Origin of the sequence: Streptococcus sanguinis (assembly GCF_026781265.1) — a bacterium.
In the GTDB taxonomy this organism is placed as follows: domain Bacteria; phylum Bacillota; class Bacilli; order Lactobacillales; family Streptococcaceae; genus Streptococcus; species Streptococcus sanguinis_T.
Map to the genome: position 1 here is coordinate 577571 of NZ_JAKUVC010000002.1, position 16450 is coordinate 594020.

A 16450-nucleotide genomic window follows, 5' to 3' on the forward strand; every position below is an offset into this window, starting at 1 on the left:
CCTGAATAACAAATAATAATTAAATATTAATGCTGCGGTTCAAATCAGCCAAGTCCAGATCAGCCTTGTGCGGATTGTTAACGACAATTTTGCCTTCAGCAGTCAAGCTAAAGAGTGCTCCTTCTTCAGCAGTTCCCAAAATTGGGCTTTCAACCATCTGCTCATTGCGGATTCCAACAGCAACACCGCCGATACCTTCTTTAAGCAGTTTAACAGCATGTGCTCCCATACGAGATGCAAGAACACGGTCACGCGCAGTTGGTGATCCTCCACGCTGGATATGTCCGAGCTCTGTGACACGCAAATCGCTCATATCTCCAGCTTCTTTCAGCTTTTCAGCAAATGCATCCGCTGACATGACACCCTCAGCCAAGACGATGATGTTGTGCTTCTTACCCTTGGCATAGCCACTCTTAATGCTTTCAACAACTTCTTCGATCTTGAAACCTTCTTCAGGAACGATGATTTCATCCGCACCAGATGCGATACCTGCCCAGAGAGCAATATCACCAGCATTACGTCCCATTACTTCAATAACGAAAGTACGGCGGTGACTGGATGAGGTATCCCGAATCTTGTCAATCGCATCCATAGCTGTAGTAACAGCTGTATCAAAACCGATAGTGAAGTCTGTTCCGACGATATCATTGTCAATGGTTCCTGGAACACCGACAGCTGGGAAGCCATGCTCTGTCAAGCGCATCGCACCGTGGTAAGATCCATCTCCACCGATAACAACGACACCTTCGATTCCATGTTTTTTAAGCTGCTCAATCCCTTTCAGCTGCCCTTCAACGTGGGCAAACTCAGGGTAACGTGCAGAGTGAAGGAAAGTACCACCGCGAGAAATAATGTCACCAACTGATGTCGCATCAAGTGGGTAAATCTCGCCAGCTACCATTCCAGCGTAACCATCATAAATCCCGTAAACTTCCATTCCTTCGGAAATTGCTTTACGGACAACTGCACGGATGGCAGCATTCATTCCAGGGGCATCACCACCACTAGTCAAAACAGCAATACGTTTCATTTCGCTTTTTGCTCCTTTTTCTTTTTAACATTCTTATAGATTATACCACAATCATCATGAAAATTCTCTTATTTTCCATATTTTTTAACGAAAAATCGTTTTCATAGTATAATTCTTCAATTCCTCTTGCAGCTGCTCCGATTTCTCCACTCGGAAATGAGGTGCAGATATGGTTCGCTTCTCATCTTCATAGCGCAGGACAACCGGAATATTGCCTGTATATTTCTGCAAAATCTGAGATATTTCCCGATCATGTTCATGGCCCGCAAGCTTTATCCAGAAGCGTTCAGTCGTGGTCTCCTCTATGTCTGCCAAGACCAACTGTAAACGACCATCCCGTTCCTGCACCTTGCCGCTCAAGTAGTAAATCCCCTTCTCTTTAATGCGTTCACCCAGCTGTCTATAAGTATCAGGAAAGAGGGTAACATCCAGTTTTTTCTTGGTATCTGAAACCTGCAAGAAGGCCATATTCTCGCCCTTTTTAGTCCGGATAGTCTTGATAGTCTGGACTTCAGCTAAAATCCTAGCTCTGCTATTTTCTGTCAAATCACTAATCCAGCTAAAGGGCTGGTCCGCTTCTTTGGCCAGTTTCACCAAGGGGTGATCGCTAAGCCCCACACCGATAATGCTCTGTTCCAGCTCAAACTTTTCGGCATCGCTGAAATCCTGAGCCTCTGTCCAAGAATAGGTCGTATCTGCAAAGAGACTGCCCAGCTCATCCGCAAATACAAATAGATTAGGCAGATTGGCTAGAATTTTTTGGCGATTTTTCTCAAAACTGTCAAAGAGCCCCAGCTGGATCAGAGGAGTCAGCAGCGGAATCTTATGGTAATTCTGAGGCAGGCGCAGAATAAAGTCTTCTACCCCAGTAAAGGCAGCATTTTGTCGCTCTTCGATAATCCAGTATGCCAAATCTCTAGGCAAGCCTTTGATATTTTTCATGCCCAGAAAAATCTTCTTATCTTGAAACTTATCATGGTAGGGAATATTGTTGATACTGAGGGGTGCTGTTTCAAAGTCAAAACTCAGGGCATCGGTGATATAGTCACTGCTAGAGTAATTGAGCATGACATCAAAGAAAACATCTGGATAGTGAGCTTTGAAGTAAGCCAACTGAAAGGCCAGAGCTGAGTAGGCATAGGCGTGGCTACGATTAAAGCCATAACCAGCAAACTTCTCCATAATAGCAAAGACTTCCTCTGCTTTGGATTCCGAATGCCCTAGCTTGAGAGCACCTGCAACAAAGTCCTCCTGCATGCGGTGCATTTCAGCAGCACTTTTCTTCCCCATTGCCCTTCGTAAAATATCAGCTTTCCCCAGACTAAAGCCACCAAAGCGCTGGGCCACCTGCATGACCTGCTCTTGGTAGAGCATGATACCGTAAGTCGGAGCTAGAATATCAGCCAAACTTTCATCAATTAACTCCACCTGCTCCAGCCCATGCTTTCTCTTGACAAAATTGTCAATATAATCACTGGCTCCAGGACGATTGAGAGAGGTTGTGGCCACTACTTCCTCAAAGCGAACTGGCTGAACCCGCTTAAGCAGGCTGATGGCACCCGGCTGCTCAAACTGGAAAATACCCTTGGTCTGGCCAGCTGCAAAGAGTTTCAGAGTGTCTGCATCCTCCAAGTCAATCTCTGCAATCTCAATATCTAGCTCATATTTTTTCAGGGTTGCTTCTTTCATCCGCTGGACAAAGGTCAGATTGCGCAAGCCCAAAAAATCCATCTTGAGCAGACCGTTGCTCTCCACACCATGGGCATCATATTGGGTGATATACATGTCCTCACCGTACTTGAGCGGTATCTGGTCGGTCAGGTCATTGTCGCTCATCACAACGCCGGCTGCGTGGATAGAAGTCTGACGGGGATGACCTTCGATTTTTTTAGCAATATCAAAGGCCTTTTGATATTCCAGCTTACTATTGATAATCTGGCGAAAGGCCATATTTTTCTCATAAGCAGAGGTCAGGCTATCGCCAAATCGGATTTTCTTGGTGATATTGGTCAGCTCATACTCTGGCAGACCGAAGCGCTTGAAAACATCGCGAATGGCCTGCTTGGCTCCAAAGGTCGAGTAGGTCACAATCTGGGCTGCATGCATACTGCCATAGCGGTCACGAACATAGCGGATAAACTCCGGCCGGTAAACATCGGGAATGTCGATATCAATATCAGGCATGGTATAGCGCTCTAGATTTAGAAAGCGCTCAAAGAGCAGGTTATTCTTGACTGGGTCAATCCCAGTAATCTCCAAGGCATATGCCACCAGACTGCCAACAGCAGATCCTCGGCCCATGCCCATATAATAGCCCTGACTGCGACCAAAGCGCAGCAAATCCCAGACGATGAGGAAATAATCATCAAAGCCCATCTGATGAATGACAGCCAGCTCCTGGTTCAGCCGTTCCTGATAAAGTTTACCTATTAAACCGCGTTTTTTTAAGCCAGCTTCTGATCGCTCCCGCAGCTCTTCCACGGCAGGACGTTCCCGATTAAAGCGGGGCAGTTTCAGCTCCCTATTGATATCATAGTGAACATCACGGACTAGCTTCTCAAGATTAGCCAAACTCTCTGGGAAAGTTTCCTTAAAAGCTCCTTCCAGAGCATCTGGTGCCAGCAAAAACTCATGATTGGGAAGGCTGCCAATCTCCCGCAAGCTGGCATTTTCACGAATCGCCCGGAGCATCTGCAAGGTTTCCAGATCCCCCGTATCAAAATATCGGACGGTATGCAGGGGCAGGGTTGGCCGACCAAACTCCTGCTGGGGCGTTGCTGGAAAAACTCCAACATAAAAATCCAAACCCAAATCCAGATCTGCTACTCCGTCAAAAGCAGGAACAATCACAGCCAATCCCTTAAAGAGATGCTGGAAATCCTCCCAATTCTTTTGTCCCATCATCTTGAGAGTCGAGACTTTCATCAGATTGCGATAGCCCTGACTGTCCAAGGCCAGCAGACGGAGATGAAGCTCCTGCTCTGCCTTGAGCAGACTCAGCTCCAAGCCTAAAAGCGGCTGCAGTCCCGCAGATTCGGCTTCCTCTAAGAAATGATAAGCCCCATAGAGATTGTCCACATCCATCATGCCCAGATGACTGTATCCTAACCCCTTGGCTTTTTGCACATATTTCTTTATCGGGATCAAGCTATCCATAAAACTGTAAACAGTCTTGGTATCAAGTTGTATCACCACATTTTTCTCCTTGAACATGCTTTGCTTCTTCTTATAACTATTATACCGCAATTCACTGAATGAGGGAAATAGGAGTTTGACCGAACAGAAAGATTCCATTCACCCTTTCCGGCTTTCTTTGCCATTTTCCTAAGGAAAAGGTATAATAATTGTAAATTGAAGAAAATAAAGGAGACATGTATGAATCAGTATCCTCTAGTCTATCTTGACCATGTCCATAAAAATTATGGCGACGCACCCGCCCTGTACGATGTGAGCTTAAACATTCAGCCTGGCAGAATTATCGGACTTCTAGGTCCTAATGGCAGCGGCAAGACAACTATTATTAAGCTTATCAATGGTCTCTTGCAGCCCACCTCTGGCCATATTTATCTCAAAGGCGTCAAACCTTCTCCTGATACCAAAAGAATCGTTTCCTATCTACCAGATACGACTTATCTAAGCGACAGCTCTAAAGTAATCGAAGCTGTAAAATATTTCCAAGATTTTTATGATAATTTTGACAGCACCAAAGCCATGCAGCTTCTAAAGGATCTTCATATCGATCCTCAAGTGCGCATCGGAAGCCTTTCAAAAGGAAATAAAGAAAAAATGCAGCTCATTCTGGTCATGAGCCGCCATGCGGAACTCTATATCCTAGACGAGCCTATCGGTGGTGTTGATCCGGCCGCTCGCGACTATATCCTGCAGACCATCATCCAAAACCGCACACCTCAGTCTTCTGTCATCATTTCCACCCACTTGATTGCAGATATTGAGCCAATCTTGGATGAAGTCATCCTGATTAACCAAGGTCAGATTCTTTTGCATGAAAATGCTAATCAGCTGCGTCAACAGTACAATCAATCCATTGATAATCTCTTCCGCAGCCAGTTTCGCTTTTATTAGGAGGTCTTCATTATATGTTTGGAAAACTGTTTAAATACGACTTTAAGTCTAATTACAAATGGTACTGTATCACTTTTGCCATTCTTCTGTCTCTCTCTATCTTGATGGGATTTATAACTGGCAGCAGCTTGAGACCTGAGGTCATGGAACGCTATAGTGACTACCCAATGGCTACTAGTGGTGTTATTGTCACTTTATACCTACTCTTCCTCTTGCTTTTTTCTGCATCCTGCGCTGTCTTTCTGTCCAATACCATCATTATTATCCGTCGGTTTTATAAAAATGTTTTTGGGCGAGAAGGCTACCTGACTTGGACCTTGCCGGTTACGCCGCATCAGATTCTTCTGTCTAAGCTTCTTTCCGCATTTGTTTGGACCCTCTTGTGTATGCTAACCATGTTTATTAGCGGCCTTGCCATTTTTGGCATTGCCCTCCCTGTTACCGGCTATTCATTTAATGAGATTTTTAAATATATTGGCGAAATCCCAGATTTATGGCTTTGGATTGTCAAATACGGCTTCCTTAATCTCCTCCAAATCCTTTCTGGTATCCTCTTCTTTTATCTAGCAATCTCAGTCGGACAGCTATTTAAGAAGAATCGGATTATGATGGCTGTGCTTTTCGGATTTTTGATTTGGAGTGTTCTGGCGGTCCTGTCAATCTTCTTACCTAGCCTCTTCAATCCGTATGGCCTATTTGCTCCATACGATTATAGTAACTCCGCTACGAACTTTGAACAGATGCTAGATGTCTTTCTTATTATCCGAATCGTCTTTGAACTGGTCAAAATTTTCGGTTTCTATTTTACAATCCATACCATTGTAAAAAACAAACTAAATCTTCAATAAGTAAAACGAGGTTGAAACAAAATGTTTCAACCTCGTTTATTTTTACTTCAGAATAATGGCTGCCACGATGGGGCTGACCAGAACGTACATGAGCCCAGTCACGCCAATCGCAAGTCCTGCCATAGCTCCTGAGACCTGGCCGTATTTAAAGGCGGTTCCCGTTCCTACCGCATGACCGGTTCCCCCTAAAGCTAGACCGATAGCTACTGGGTCTGTGATTTTTAAGAGCTTAAGAAGCGTTGGTCCCAAGACACTGGTCAGAATGCCCGTCGCAACCACCACCACTAATGTCACTGTAGCAAGCCCTTGCAGCTTGTCTGTGATACCGACAGCCATGGCCGTTGTGACAGACTTCGGAAAAAGAGAAACAGCCAGAAAGAAATCCATGCCGAAAAACTTAGCCAACAGAGCAGTAAAGCTAGTATTGACTACAACCGCCGCAAAGGTACCAATCAAAATACTGCGTGCATGGTGCTTCATCAAATGAAAAGTCTTGTAAAGCGGAATCCCCAAAGCAACCGTAGATGGCACAATTAGATTGTTTAAATAGGAGCCACCGACATAGTAATCCTTGTAGGAAATACCGGTTAATTTTAAAAAAGCAATGACCAAAACTGCTGCAATCAGCAAAGGAGTTGTCAAGGGATGAGGAAATCTCCGAAAAATCAATAGGCCGCACAAATAGGCCAAGATAGACAAGGCAAGGCCAAAGAGAGGGTTGCTCCATAAATCAGACATTGCTGGTGTCTCCTTCCTCATAATCTCCTTCAAAACGGGTCTTAATCAGCTGCACCACAACTGCAATCACGCAGACATTGAGCACAATTGCTCCTAAAACAATCAAAATAATCGGCAGCAGATAAGGCGCGATGACCTGAAATTTATCCATGATACCAACTGCTGGAGGCAGAAAAAGAATGGTCATATTTGCCAAGAGAAAATTGCCAACCATACTGATATGACGCAGGCGCAGGAGCTTGAACTGCAGCGCCAAAAACAGCAAGAGTAAACCTATGATACTGCCCGGAACTGGCAGGTGAAAAACACTTGAAATTCCTTCTCCAACGAGGGAAATCATAAAAATAATCATCAACTGAACGTATAATTTCATACCAAACCTCCATCACTTGTATATCCAGTTTACTCTTTTTCAGGAAAATATCAAGGTGCTTTCAGAAATTAAAACCTTTATATAAAAAATCAGCTTATAAAAATTCCCTCCATCGTCTGCAATAGAGGGTCTTTCTTATTTAGCCATCGTCTGAGAAATCAAAGAGATTGAATCATAAAGATAATCATGAGCACAATCAGGGCAAGGCTTGCCAAAAGAACTAGGATTTTCTTTGCAAAGTGAGTTTCCCAGTAGCCTGACTTGCCGATTGATGTATTGGTGTCTCTGTAAAATTGCTGGCTCACTCTGGGAAGAAGACTAACCAGCAAAATCAAGACAAGGGCTACTACAATGGTAAGTGTAATCAATATTGTTTGCATTTTATTTCCTCAAGGCTCCAATCAATGTAAAAATCAATCCAATCAAGATCATCAAGCCCAAGGCGATGACAAAGGCCTTGTTGAGATTTTCACCCAAGCTGGCCTTTTCTTTCTTGGGCTTGCCATGCTTGAGCTCATCTAACCGCCCCTCAATATCCTTATGAAATAAATCTTTTTTAGCCATGCTGACCTCCTAGTACGCTTTGGAGAGTCTCCTGATAAAGACTGACGGGCACATCGTTGGCATGCCGGCCTTGAGCTTGCAAGGCTGACCGCATCTGCTCGACACCAGATAAGGCTTCTTCCAAAGTTGCTGCCAACTGAGCAGGCTGGCTGCTGTCAAAAATATGCTGCTGGGCAATGTAGTGCCTGTCATGCAGGGTCTGCTCAAAGCCTAGGATCAAGAGATTGTTCTCAAAAGCCTTGCGTACTGCCTGCAGAACCTGTCCGCCGTGATTGATATCCAGATAGATGTCTGATTCCAAGTAGAGCTGCTCAATTTGCTTGAGACTGGCATTTTGATAAAGAACGACATTCTTATAGGACAGCATAGACAAGAGCTTGGGCGACATTTCCGTGAGAGCTGCAATGCGAAAGACTAGCTGCGGCAGGGACTGAACCAAGGTCTCTAAGCCTTCAATCTGATCCGAATGGGTCAGGATTAAGGCATCTTTTCTCAAGTAGTTGTCCCGCTTGAAATCATAATGATAGCCCAGATGCAGGAACTTCTGCTGCTGGTCAGTCGCTGCCAGACTCTTGGCCTTTTCATAAGTTGCTAAATCTGGAATGACAATAGTCTGCGCCCGGAGCTGACTGCTTTCCAGAATCAGCAGCATATTACCTGGCAGCTCGTCATACAGAGGCTCCTGCCAGAAGAGAATGTCCTGCCCAGCTCGGCCTGTCAAACTGTGGGAAACCAGGAAAGAATAAGCCAGCGAATTAAAGAGAATGTGATCCAAGTCAAATTCTAGCCGCTCCAAGAAGAAACAGATAAAATCCACTCGGCTTTTAAAAATTCGCAAGGGCTCTTGCTCCAGTGTCAGGATGATGTCACCAGTGGCATGATTTTCCACGATACGCTCCTGCCCGTCTGTGCTGTAATAGGTTGTGTTGAAAGCCTCCTGGCCTGATTTATAGGCTGTTTTGGCAAAGCAGTGGCCTCGCTTATTATAGCGCTCACTCAGTCGCAGCTGGCCTTTTTTATCCAGCCAATCCACCTGTTTGACCAAGCGCCCCTTGGCCTGACTTGCATAGTGAATCCGTGCTCTTTCTTCTCCCATGTCACTGACACGCGCCGACTGGTGGTCGCCTGTGATTTCCCAGAAAGGGGGCACTGGCACTTGATTGAAAAAGAGTGGGTGGTCTACTCCCTCTTCATCCCCTAAAAAATAAGTATAGGGGGAGATCATGTCGTCCGGCAGAAAGCCATTAGCCTCAATGACAATGGTCGGACAGTCATAGCCAGCTGCAAGGAGGGAATCATGCAGATCCTGGGTTTCCTGATTGTAATAATCAAAGAGCTGAATCATCTCTGACCTCCTTTAAAAGCTGGGACCAAGCCGCTTCAACTCGGTTGGTCAAATAATTCTCGGCCACTTGATAAGAGTGTTGGCTCATCTCCTGCTGGCGTCCTTGGCTAAAGAGAGCTACTATTTTCTCCACAAAAGCAGCAATAATCTGGTCCTCGACCTGATTGGAACTGACCGGCAGCAGATAGCCATTTTTACCATCATCGATAAAAGTCTGATTGCCATAGCGGACATCAAAGCCGATGAGAGGCAGACCCGAGCCAACTGCTTCCATGAGAGTCAGACCAAAGCCTTCACTGGTCGAAGCCGTCAGATAAAGCTCATAGCCTGCATAAATCTGACTCAGATCCGCATGCCCTTTGAGCCGAATGTAGTCCTGAGCTCCTGCTTCTTCAATCCTGCGACGCAGCTTTTCCTCTTCGCCCCCCTTGCCATAAATATCCAGAGTCAGCTCAGGCAGCTGGGCATGGGCTTGAACAGTCGCTGCCACTAGCCAGTCGATATGCTTTTCTGTAGCTAGACGCGAAGCCGTAATCATAGAAAAAGGCTTGCGAGGCTCTTTGGGATAAGTCAATTGGTCCAGACTCCCTACCGGTATGGTGACAATCTTGGGCTGCTTGTCCGAGTAATGCTGGAACTGCTGCTCTAGAATCGTTCTCTGAGCCTCAGTTGCTACGATGAAAAAGTCCACCTTGTCAGCATTGGTAAACTGGTAGTCATAGAAATTGTTCCAGAGAATGTAGTCGTCACTGCTGGCATTTTCACTGAAATGCTCCGCATGGACCACTACTCCCAGCTTAGCCTTCTGGCTCTCTTCAAAGACAACCTGACCAATCCCTGTCTCCCTATCCAAGATGACCACATCATCCGCCTGCAGCTGCAAACATTGGAGGAAATATCGGACCAGCTCAGCCTTGGAATAGAAAATCCGATCTGGAAAGCGATAGAGCTCTTCCTGACCATCCTCTATCAGCATGTCATAGGCCACACTGCCGTCTTCATGGTAAAAACGGCGCTGGTAGAGAGTTGCGGCGTCATTGTGGGGTGCGAAGTATTCACTAGCATAACGGACATAGGAGAAATAATCCTTGCGAATCAATCTCCCCCGCGAGACATACTCTACATGCTCGACAAAGTCCTGATCTTCCTGCCGCAGATAGCAAGTGATAAACTGATCATCCTGCGGGTAGAAATAGCGGACAATCTTGCATTCCTTCTCAGAGCGTTCCGGCTGACCTGCGACTTGAGCCAGCACCTGATCCAGCGTAACCGTCGTCGGTGCAATCTTGATATCAGTAAAATAGTTATAAAGCCAGATAACTTCCTCATCCAGAAAACCAATATTTTCCGCCAGATGCTGGATATTATCCGCTAAAATCATATCCATAAAGATAAACTTAGCCGGCTGCTGGATTCTGCGCAGAAGCTGGGCTCGATAAGCTTGGGCGTATTCTACACCGCTGCTGGCCCAGCCGATGCCTAAGTTAATGTTATATACTGTCATATTCTCCTCGTCTTACGGGAAGTACATGATGACTTCTCCTTTAGGGTTGAGTGCCAATTCACTCATCAAAAGATTCTTGACAATCTGCTGTTTCATGCGCTCCTTCATATATTCAAAGCCATCGTAAGCCTCTTGGTAGTATTCTACCAGAGGATTTTTCATAGAGAAATGCTGACCGCTCAAAGCTGTCTTGAGTTGCTGCAGATAGTCCACCTGCTCGACCCAGTTCTCATCAATAGCCTTGAGAACGGACACCCGCTGAAAATGGGTAAAGAGCTTGTCAGACTTTAGATAGGCTTTCTTTGCCTGCAGCTCCTGCTCGGCAATATCCTGCAAGAGCTCTGCGATTTTCTCCGGCGAATAAATATCGAAATCATAAGGAATGCGCTCAGCATGATAGCTGAAATGGTCTAAGATAAAGCGATAGAGGTCAGCCCGCGTATCATAGGACCGCTCATAGGCCGCCTGATGAATGACCTGACTGAGGACACGGTTGATTTCTTCGTCAATTCGCTCCTCAGCTTGAATCAAGCGATTGCGCTCAGCATAGGTAATCTCCCGCTGAATCTTCATGCACTGGGCATATTCCAGCGTCATCCGGCGGGACATCTTGGCGCTGCTTTCGCTGGCTCTCTGGGCCTTAGCCACTAAGCTTCTGAAACGGCGCTGTCCCAGCTGGACTGGATGCTGCTGAACTTCTTCGGTTGAGTAGTTCTTGTAGAACTTTTTGAGCCAGTCTGGCCCCCACTTCCTGAGCAGGTCATCCTCTAGCGAGATGAAGAACTTACTAATCCCCGGATCACCTTGACGGCCTGAACGGCCACGAATCTGTAGGTCAATCCGCTGGTTCTCCATCCGCTCAGTGCCAATCACCACGAGACCACCCAAATCTGCGACACCTGGCCCCAACTTTATATCCGTCCCGCGGCCGGCCATGGATGTAGCCACCGTCACCGCACCTTTCTGCCCAGACTCAGCGATGATTTGCGCCTCACGTGCCGCATTGTTGGCATTGAGCAGGTTGTGGGCGATGCCTTCTCTCAGCAGTAGGGAGGAGTAAATCTCTGACATCTCCACTGAGCCAGTAAAAATCAAGAGCGGATTGCCTTGGGCATGGTAGTGCTTGACCTCGTCCAGAGAATCAAAGACTTTTTCTGGCAGGGTCTGGTAAAGCTGGTCTGGTAAATCCTGCCGAATAACTGGCTGGTTGGTCGGGATCTTGATGACAGACATGGAGTAAGTTTCCATAAACTCGCTCTCCACCACCTTGCCGGTTCCAGTCATACCAGAGATTTTCCGGAAGAGCCGGAAGAGATTCTGATAGGTAATGGAAGCCATGGCTCGCGTTTCCTCTGTCAGCTTGACATGCTCCTTGGCCTCAATGGCCTGGTGCTGACCTCCCTGAAGCCGGGTCATTTCCAGCAGACGGCCGGTTGAGCGATCCAAAAGTACGACTTCAGCTTCTTTCTCACCCTGGCGGACAACGTAGTCCTTGTCCTTCTTGTAGAGCTTGTGGGCCCGCAAGGCTAGATTGAGGTGGCGGACCAACTCTTGATTTTCCTTGGAAAAAAGATGCTCCAAGTCCAGAAAAGACTCCGCCGCCAGAATACCTTTCGATGTCAGCCAGACTTCATTCTTCTCGTCATCATAGTGATAATCCTCGTCTTCTTTCAAAGTCGTAATGAAGGTATCCATGATGGCATAGAAATTAGACTGGACTCGAGGGGCACCAGAGATAACCAAAGGCACCTGAGCACTGTCCAAGAGGATGGAGTCAATCTCGTCTATGATGACATAGTTGAAAGGACTAAGATATTGGCTGTCCTTATTCTCTGCTAGATTTTCAATCAGATAGTCAAAGCCCAAGGCACTATTGGTCGTATAGACAATATCCGCCTGGTAAATCAGCCGCTTCTGCTTGGGAGTCAAATTTTCAGTCTCATCAGCTACTACCGCTGCCTCAATAGTCAGCCCCAGAAAACGATAGACCTGTCCCATTTCCTGAGCATCCCGCAGAGCCAGATAGGTATTGGTGGTCACCAGCATAGCTCCTTGACCAGACAGGGCATTGAGATAGAGCGGCATGGTAGCCGTCAGAGTCTTGCCCTCTCCCGTAGCCATCTCAGCGACATTGCCCTCATGAAGAACAATCGCCCCCATGACCTGCACATCGTAGGGAAACATGCCCAGTACCCGCTTGTCTGCTTCCCGCACCACGGCATAAGCTTCCGGCAACAAGTCGTCTAAGGTCTCGCCTGCAGCCAATCTCTCTTTAAATTCCTGGGTTTTCTTTCGCAGGTCAGCGTCTGACAAGCCAGCTATTTCTGACTCAAAGCTCTTGACTTTCGCTAAGATTTTCTTTAAGCGCTGAATTTGAAAATGATTTTTAATCATCAGACTCCTCTATGATTTGGTCAATGTTTAGGCAATGAAACTCTAAGGACTCAACTCCTGCACTCAGCAGCTGAACCTTATAGCTATAGGCTTCCTTTGGGTAGGTAAAGATCATACTCTCCGAGCGCTCCACTTGATTGCTGATTTCTTTATCATAGCGGTCAAAGAAGATGATTTTCAGAAAGACGCTGGCTTCAGGATAGGTGGTCATATCTCTAGACAGGCAATAGCGAGCTCCCTTTTTGAGCAAGGGGAGAGCAGGCACCTGCCGGTCTCGTTGATAGTTCCATTTGGAAGACCACTCATGAATGGTCTGGCCAGAAGCCATTAGTTTATTTTCAAAAAATATATGTGAAGGGGAATGAATAATAAGGGTAGTGCCATAAAGATAGGTAAAGTCAGTCATTTTACCAGCTGCCGAAACCCCTCTCAGCTCTCCCCAGTAAATGCCCTTTCTTTTTTGAATGTTCATTTCTTTCTCCCAAATTCCTTTTCCAATATCATTCGATAGTAATTCATAAACCAAGACACAGACACAGCTAAGTCGTCATTATGGCGTCCAGGGACACCTCTGCTAATCAGTTTGGCCTCAGTCAGATGAAGAGCCGCTACTAGGTCCTCATAGGCCGTCGGATCATAGTCTTCTTCTTTCATATATGCGATACCAAAGGTCGTCCGACTGAAATCAGCTTTCTCAAACTTACGCCAGTAGCGTTGATTCAGTTCTTCTACATGTTCCTGATCTTTGCCACCCGTGTGACGGTGAAGGACATCTAGAGCCGTCGGAAAGACCTCGGGCAGGCGTAAACGACCACGTTGGGCAATAGTGCCTAGATTTCCCAAGGGCTTGGACAAAACGATAGCCCGCGGACGAAACTCCGATCCGTAATAAACCGCACCGTAGGTCCCCATTGACATGCCTGATAAAGTCAAATCACGCTCGGTAAAGCCCAGAAAGTCCAAATGCTCTTGGATAATCTTATGAATACTGCTCTCCAGCTCTTGGCTGCCCAGATAAAACATACCGCCATCCACGCGCGGATCTGAAAACAAGAGAAAAGGACAGCCCAAACTGCGCATCATTCCGAAGCCCTCAAAGCCTTCCGCCCGACGGTAACCAGAGAAATAAACAGCCAAAGGCGGCTTCAAATCTCCTGGATAAAAGAAGTAATTAATCTCCTGACGGTGGCTATCGCGAAAAATCTTCCCACCCAGAACATACTTGCCAAACTCAAAGCGGGTCAGGCGCTGATGCATAGCACCGACCTGAATCCGTCCCTCACCTCTAGCCTCCAGACTGACGCCCAGATAAGAAGTAAAGTCATTGTCCAGAACCATGGATTCCCGCATGTCCTCTTCTGCGAAAATAGTCTCGCGAGCAATATCCGCAGTCGAGCCTTCCTGGATATTATAGAGGCGCAGCCGCAGCTCACAGTTGCCTGACTTTTCATATTCAAGCCAAAGTTCAACTGGATTGAACTTGTTGGCAATAATATTGTATTTCCAAGACAGGATTGGCTGAAAGTCCTGACCAAAGTCACCTTCCAGCTCTAGATTTTCATAGCCATTGTAGCAAATCTTACCCCGAAATCCAGAGCTGACCACCATATCGAGTGGAGTCATCTTATCCCCATACTGGCCGGAAAAGAGAGCCTTGGACAGCTTGCGGATCAGGTCAGCTCGATCGCTCATATCCGTTGGCTGAGCACAGTGACGCTTGAGGAAGTACTCAATATCCGCTTCCTGGGTTTCCTGTTCCTGATCATAGAAAACTGTATAAGGGATAATTTGGGGCTCAATCATAAACAAATCTGGGATCCGACGCAGGTCGTCCACCAGAATCGCATCAAACTTGCCAATCTTATCCATCTCCATGACCTTTTTGATAGCTAGATTGGAGTTAGGAAAGAAATAATACCAGGCCATATTGTCTGGAATAGCAAGCTCCTTGCTCCAATCGCTTGAGCCAATCTGTAAGATTTTCAGCTTATTTTGCATCTTCAGTCTCCTTGAGCCACTGCTCCCAACGACCAATCAGCTCCAGCCCTGTATTATGATGAATTTTTTCGATAGAGTATATCAAGGCCTGGTTCCAATTTTTCAAACCTTCCAAATAATAGTCTACAGCAGTCGGTAGATCAGAGATAGAGTCCAAGATATAGCCATTTTGCAGATGGGTCACATAGTCCGAGCCCACCAGATTGATTTGCGGAATCCCGGCAGAAATCCCAGCAATCTGTGTATAGAGATTAGGTTGCTCACTCAGGTCAATGATTAACCGCGTATCGTCCAGCTCCTGAATCAAGCTAAGCTCATCCGTGATATTCTTAATGGTGAAACGGAGGTCCTGCTCCTGATTTTCCAGCAGGGCATTCTCAGCCTGCTCACTGCGCCGGTAGTTCTTGACAAATTCATACCGATTCAGATATTCATCAATAACCTCCTGCACCTTGTTCTCCACCTTTTGGATTCCTTCCTGCCAGGCATTGTAAACACCGATAGTCAGCTCTGTATCCGGATGCTTGGCCACATAGTGGAGAACCTTGAAGATGGCATAGTCATTAAGCCCTTCTTCCAGATTAATCTGATAAAAAATCTTGGATTCACGACGACGCTGGCTCTTGCCCAGCTGCAAACGAGTATCAAAAGGCGACAGGTAATGCACCTTCTGAGCCTGCCCAGGCAGGTAACGCTGAATCGCCTTCTTGAAATCCATACGATCAGTCAAGACTAGATCTGCCTGCTGCAAATCCGCCTCCAGAGCCTGACAGTCTACTGCATGATTGCGCTCGTGGAAAAAGCTGAGAATGACTTGAACTTGCTGGGGCAATAAGCGCAAAATGGCTTGAGTGTATAAGGGATGCGTTGCTAGGACAAACCGGCTGTCCGCTCCTGCATTGCGCTCGATATAGTGTCCCAATTTCTCCAAAATCAAGTCCGGCATCCGCTCATACTCCAGCTTATCAAAGTCCAGTAAGTAAGCAGGGTTGACCTCTACCCGACTGTCGTCAGGCTTCAGATGCTCACGAATCCGCCAGTCACCATCCGGCTGCAGGTATTCCTGATAAAGGGGCTGCCCCTCTTCATAATAGGTGATACTGGAGACAAAGCCCCGATCATCAAAGATATAAAACTTCTCCAGCTGGTCATCCTTGAAAAACTTGATAAAGCTGATAAAGCCTTCTACTCCAAACTCGACATGGGCATAGAGTTGGCCCTGCCTGCGAACCATGATTAGAAAGGGCGTATAGACAAACTCGCAGTCTGGCTCCCAGTCCAGATCCTTGATTTGCAAGACCTGCATTTCTTTAGACTGGATTCCCTGAATCTCATCAAAGACCGAGTAATAGTCCGTCTCAAAAATATCCTGCCGATGCAAGAGGTAGCGGGCATGCGGCATATAGGCTGGCAAAAGCAGCTGGACTGGCAAATTTTCACTTTGAAAAATCCGAATCTGATGAATCGAGTCATCAAACTCCAGTCGCTGCATGGAGCGATACCAAGGGACAATATCCCGGTGCCAAACCCGATCCCCACTGCCACTCCATGAAGGAATAAAGTAATACATAAT

Annotated in this window: 14 protein-coding genes; 2 read left to right on the forward strand and 12 right to left on the reverse strand. The window is 46.5% G+C overall.

Annotated features, from left to right (window positions below):
* Positions 1–19: 19 nt before the first annotated feature.
* Entirely contained in the window at positions 20–1030 is a 1011-nt protein-coding gene (pfkA, locus tag MK370_RS03450) for a 6-phosphofructokinase (protein ID WP_268684166.1), read from the reverse strand.
* Between the two features lie 84 nt (positions 1031–1114).
* Entirely contained in the window at positions 1115–4225 is a 3111-nt protein-coding gene (locus MK370_RS03455; protein ID WP_326845069.1) for a DNA polymerase III subunit alpha, read from the reverse strand.
* A 180-nt stretch (positions 4226–4405) separates the two neighbouring features.
* Between MK370_RS03455 and MK370_RS03460 the strand changes: the two genes are divergently transcribed.
* Together MK370_RS03460 and MK370_RS03465 are read left to right on the forward strand one after the other, a co-directional pair.
* Positions 4406–5113: an ABC transporter ATP-binding protein gene (locus MK370_RS03460; RefSeq protein WP_268684168.1), complete on the forward strand. Its 708-nt coding sequence runs from the start codon at positions 4406–4408 to the stop codon at positions 5111–5113.
* 14 nt (positions 5114–5127) lie between these two features.
* Positions 5128–5961 carry a lantibiotic ABC transporter permease gene (locus MK370_RS03465; protein WP_268684169.1) on the forward strand — a complete coding sequence of 278 codons (834 nt, stop codon included), beginning with the start codon at positions 5128–5130 and terminating at the stop codon, positions 5959–5961.
* 42 nt (positions 5962–6003) lie between these two features.
* Here MK370_RS03465 and MK370_RS03470 read toward each other — a convergent pair whose 3' ends face one another.
* The 10 genes from MK370_RS03470 to asp1 all read right to left on the reverse strand — a co-directional run bounded on the left by MK370_RS03470 (position 6004) and on the right by asp1 (position 16447).
* The gene (locus MK370_RS03470; RefSeq protein ID WP_268684170.1) at positions 6004–6699 is read right to left on the reverse strand and encodes an LrgB family protein; all 696 of its coding nucleotides are present in this window, start codon (positions 6697–6699) and stop codon (positions 6004–6006) included.
* On the reverse strand, positions 6692–7072 hold the full coding sequence (locus MK370_RS03475) for a CidA/LrgA family protein (protein ID WP_268684171.1): 381 nt from the start codon (positions 7070–7072) through the stop codon (positions 6692–6694). Before MK370_RS03475 ends, MK370_RS03470 begins: the two co-directional genes overlap by 8 nt.
* A gap of 158 nt (positions 7073–7230) precedes the next feature.
* Positions 7231–7452 carry an accessory Sec system protein Asp5 gene (gene asp5, locus MK370_RS03480; protein WP_268684172.1) on the reverse strand — a complete coding sequence of 74 codons (222 nt, stop codon included), beginning with the start codon at positions 7450–7452 and terminating at the stop codon, positions 7231–7233.
* Position 7453: 1 nt separating this feature from the next.
* Entirely contained in the window at positions 7454–7636 is a 183-nt protein-coding gene (asp4, locus tag MK370_RS03485) for an accessory Sec system protein Asp4 (RefSeq protein ID WP_002897858.1), read from the reverse strand.
* Entirely contained in the window at positions 7629–8981 is a 1353-nt protein-coding gene (gene gtfB / locus MK370_RS03490; protein ID WP_268684173.1) for an accessory Sec system glycosylation chaperone GtfB, read from the reverse strand. The genes asp4 and gtfB overlap by 8 nt, the downstream gene beginning before the upstream one ends.
* Positions 8965–10485, reverse strand: a complete 1521-nt coding sequence (gene gtfA, locus MK370_RS03495) for an accessory Sec system glycosyltransferase GtfA (protein WP_268684174.1) — start codon at positions 10483–10485, stop codon at positions 8965–8967. Before gtfA ends, gtfB begins: the two co-directional genes overlap by 17 nt.
* Before the next feature lie 12 nt (positions 10486–10497).
* On the reverse strand, positions 10498–12879 hold the full coding sequence (secA2, locus tag MK370_RS03500) for an accessory Sec system translocase SecA2 (protein ID WP_268684175.1): 2382 nt from the start codon (positions 12877–12879) through the stop codon (positions 10498–10500).
* Entirely contained in the window at positions 12872–13351 is a 480-nt protein-coding gene (asp3, locus tag MK370_RS03505; protein ID WP_268684176.1) for an accessory Sec system protein Asp3, read from the reverse strand. The genes secA2 and asp3 overlap by 8 nt, the downstream gene beginning before the upstream one ends.
* A complete protein-coding gene (asp2, locus tag MK370_RS03510; RefSeq protein ID WP_268684177.1) occupies positions 13348–14877 on the reverse strand; it encodes an accessory Sec system protein Asp2 in 1530 nt (509 codons plus the stop codon). The genes asp3 and asp2 overlap by 4 nt, the downstream gene beginning before the upstream one ends.
* A complete protein-coding gene (gene asp1 / locus MK370_RS03515; protein WP_268684178.1) occupies positions 14867–16447 on the reverse strand; it encodes an accessory Sec system protein Asp1 in 1581 nt (526 codons plus the stop codon). Before asp1 ends, asp2 begins: the two co-directional genes overlap by 11 nt.
* Positions 16448–16450: the final 3 nt, after the last annotated feature.